This window comes from Massilia genomosp. 1 (genome assembly GCF_011682185.1).
Lineage (GTDB): Bacteria > Pseudomonadota > Gammaproteobacteria > Burkholderiales > Burkholderiaceae_D > Telluria_A > Telluria_A rubra.
Genome location: NZ_WHJF01000211.1, coordinates 1 through 3,269 on the forward strand (window position 1 = coordinate 1; position 3,269 = coordinate 3,269).

General features: G+C 62.5%; 1 protein-coding gene. It reads left to right on the top strand.

Annotated elements, in window-relative coordinates; genetic code table 11:
- Positions 1-3,269: DUF6531 domain-containing protein (locus tag F1735_RS32820; RefSeq protein ID WP_167241101.1), on the top strand; the 3,269-nt coding region annotated here is incomplete at both ends.

The window sequence follows — 3,269 nt, forward strand, 5'->3', positions numbered from 1 at the left end:
ATGGGAACGCAGCTGAAGGCGATCGAACCGTATGAAAATCGTCGCGATTGGTACAAATGCATCTACCCGCACTTTCTGGTGGTAGGCGGTGTGAGCTGGCATGGAAGTACCTTGTTGAGATGCAAACCCGGATACAACGCATACTCCCAAGGAGTCTGTCGCAAGGAACAACCCGAGGTTGCCGTACCCTTGACATGCCAGGGTTCCTCAGGAAACCCGGTGCAATTCACCAGCGGCGCCAAAGTCCAGCATGAAACCGACCTGGTCGCTGGCCCCGAAGCGGCACTGCATATCAAGCGCACCTACCGCAGCGTTCGCGAAAACGGGCTCGGCCAATCGGCCGGCGCGGGCTGGTCGTTTTCTTTCGAGCGCGCCTTTTACGCTCGCCGCGAGTTCGGAGGCCCCAACAGGCCCACAGTCAGCGGCGCCCTCAGCGACGGCAGCTATTTCCAGTTCTCGCGCCAGCGCGACGGCACGTATCGCTCCGACTACGACCGGAGCATGGCTCTGGTGGCACAAGGTGACGACGCCGGCTGGCTACTGACGACACCCGACGGCACGGTCGAACGCTTTACCAAAGTAAATGATACGTTCAGACTCACCAGCGCGCATACCCGCGACGGCTTGGTCACGCAGTATGTATATAACGCGAACAACCAGCTCAGCGACATTTCCAGCGCCAGTGGCCGGCGTGTAACGATCAAATGGGAAGGCAACACCATCGCCTCGATCTCCGGCGCCAGCGGCGGCGTGCGCTACGAATACGAGCAGGCGGACATTCCCGGCTCTGGGCCAATTGAAGGCATGGAGCGACTGGTGGGCGTGCATTTCCTCGACCGCTCCGGCGCAGAGATATCGTCGCGCACATACCACTACGAGGACCCCAACCAGCGCTTTCTGCTGACCGGCATCACCGACGAACATGGCAAGCGCTTTGCCACCTACGCTTACAACGTCGACGGCAGGGCGGTGCTGTCGGAACACGCCGGCGGCGCTGGGCGATACACCTTCGAGTACCCCAGCCGCAGCAGCCGCATCGTGATCGATCCGCTCGGCAGCCGCCGCACCATGGACCTTGCCTTCGGCACCGACGGCACGGGCCGGATTGTCGCGCAAAGCCAGCCCGCCGGCGCCGGTTGCGCCGCCAGCGCCAGTGCCAGGACCTATAGCGCCAAGGGCGATGTGACGAGCCAGACCGACTTCAACGGTAACAAGAGTTGCCTGATCAGCGACCCGCTGCGTGGAACCGAGATGGCACGCATCACAGGATTGGCCAAAGGCGCCGCGTGTCCCACCAGCATCGACAGCGCGCTTCCAGCAGGCGCGCGCAAAACCAGTACACGCTGGCATCCCGATGTTGCGTTGGCCGTTGCCACTGCCGCGCCGGCACGCCTGGAAACGAAGGTCTACAACGGCCAGCGCGACGCCGCCGGCAACGTGGTGGAATGCGCCGGCGGCGCGCTGCTGCCGAATGCAAAGCCGATTGCCGTCGTCTGCCGCGCCACGGTCCAGGCGAGCAATGACAGCAACGGCGCCCTTGGATTCGCGGCGGCAGGGACCGGCCCGGTCCAGGAATGGCGCTACACCTACAATCCCAGCGGACAGTTGCTGACCAGTAGCGGTCCGCTTGACGCCGATGGCAAGGCCGAATCGGCCAGCATGAGCTATTACGCCGATAGCAGCGCAAGCCACCGTCCCGGCGACCTGGCAAGCATACGCAACGGCGTTGGCGAAGTTACCACCTACCTCGCATACACCGAGGAAGGCTTGCCAACCAAGATCGCGCATCCGAATGGCCGGATCGTTGAATCCGAATACGATGCGCGCCAGCGCTTGATCTCCAGCACCGTCCGCGCGGCCAATGCACAGGCCGAAACCACGCGCTACGAGTACGACGTGGCGGGCCAACTGATCCGCATGACAGCACCCGATGGCGCGGTACTGGAATACAGCTACGACGATGCCCACCGCCTGATCGGCTTGCGCGACCGCGCCGGCAACAGCATCGGCTTCACGCTCGATGCGATGGGCAATACCGTGCGCCAGGAAGTGAAAGATCCGAACGGCAAACTGGTGGCGCAGACTACGCGCGCCTTCGATGCGCTCAACCGTTTGCAGCGGGAGCAGAAAAGCGCGAACGACCCGGGCGCGCGCTTCGAATACGACGCCGTCGGCAACCTGACGGCGAGCATCGATCCACTGGCGCGCGCCAACAAGGGAACTTACGACACGTTCAACCGTCTGATACAACAGACGCTGCCTGCGCCGGATGCCACGGGCAAGCCGGCAATGATCGACTACGCCTACACGCCGCAGGATCAGCTTGCCTCCGTGCTCGATCCGCGCCGCTTGCAGACGCGCTATGTCGTCAATGGGCTGGGCCAGCAAACGGCGTTGATCAGCCCCGATACCGGTACCACGAGCACGCAGTTCGACGGGGCGGGGAATGCGATATCGAGCCTGGATGCGGCTGGGCGCAAGACTGATTATCGCTACGACGCGGCGGGCAGGGTGACCGGCATCGGCGCCAGCACGTTCGAGTATGGCGCGGCCGGCACGCCCGCAGCGGGCCGGGTAACGGTCATGACGGATGAGGCGGGAAAAACAGTGTACGCCTACGACGGTTTGGGAAGGCTGTTGAGAAAGGAACAAACGAACGGAGCGGCGTCGAGGCGCTTCGTGACTGCCTATACCTACGGCAGCACGGGCAGCGCCGTTGGGCATGTCACGTCGATGACCTACCCCAGCGGCAATCGCATCGACATTACTTACGACAGCAATGGGAAACCGTCGGCCCTGGGGCTGACGCGCCCGAATACTGCGCGTATCACGATTTTGAGTGAGTTGACGTATCAGCCGTTCGGCGTGGTGCGGTCATGGGTGTGGGGAAATCACACTGCGGCCAGCCCCAACAAATACGAACGCCAGTTCGACCTTGAAAACCGCCTGGTCAGTTATCCGCTGGGGCACCTGGCGGCTGGTGGTTCAGTACGCACGCTCAGTTATGACGCAGCCGGGCGGATCGTGTCGATGACGCATAAAGGAAACGCAACGCCAGGCAGGCTCGACCAACGGTATTTCTACGATGGACGCGATCGCCTGATCGGCTTCGACAGCGCCACTACCAGTCAACGTTTTGAATACGACGCGAACGGGAACCGCACAAAGTTAACTGTCGGACCGAACAGCTACCTCAACACCATTGATGCCGGCAGCAATCGGCTGACGTCGACTTCCGGGCCGGTACCGGCCAAACGCAACACGTACGA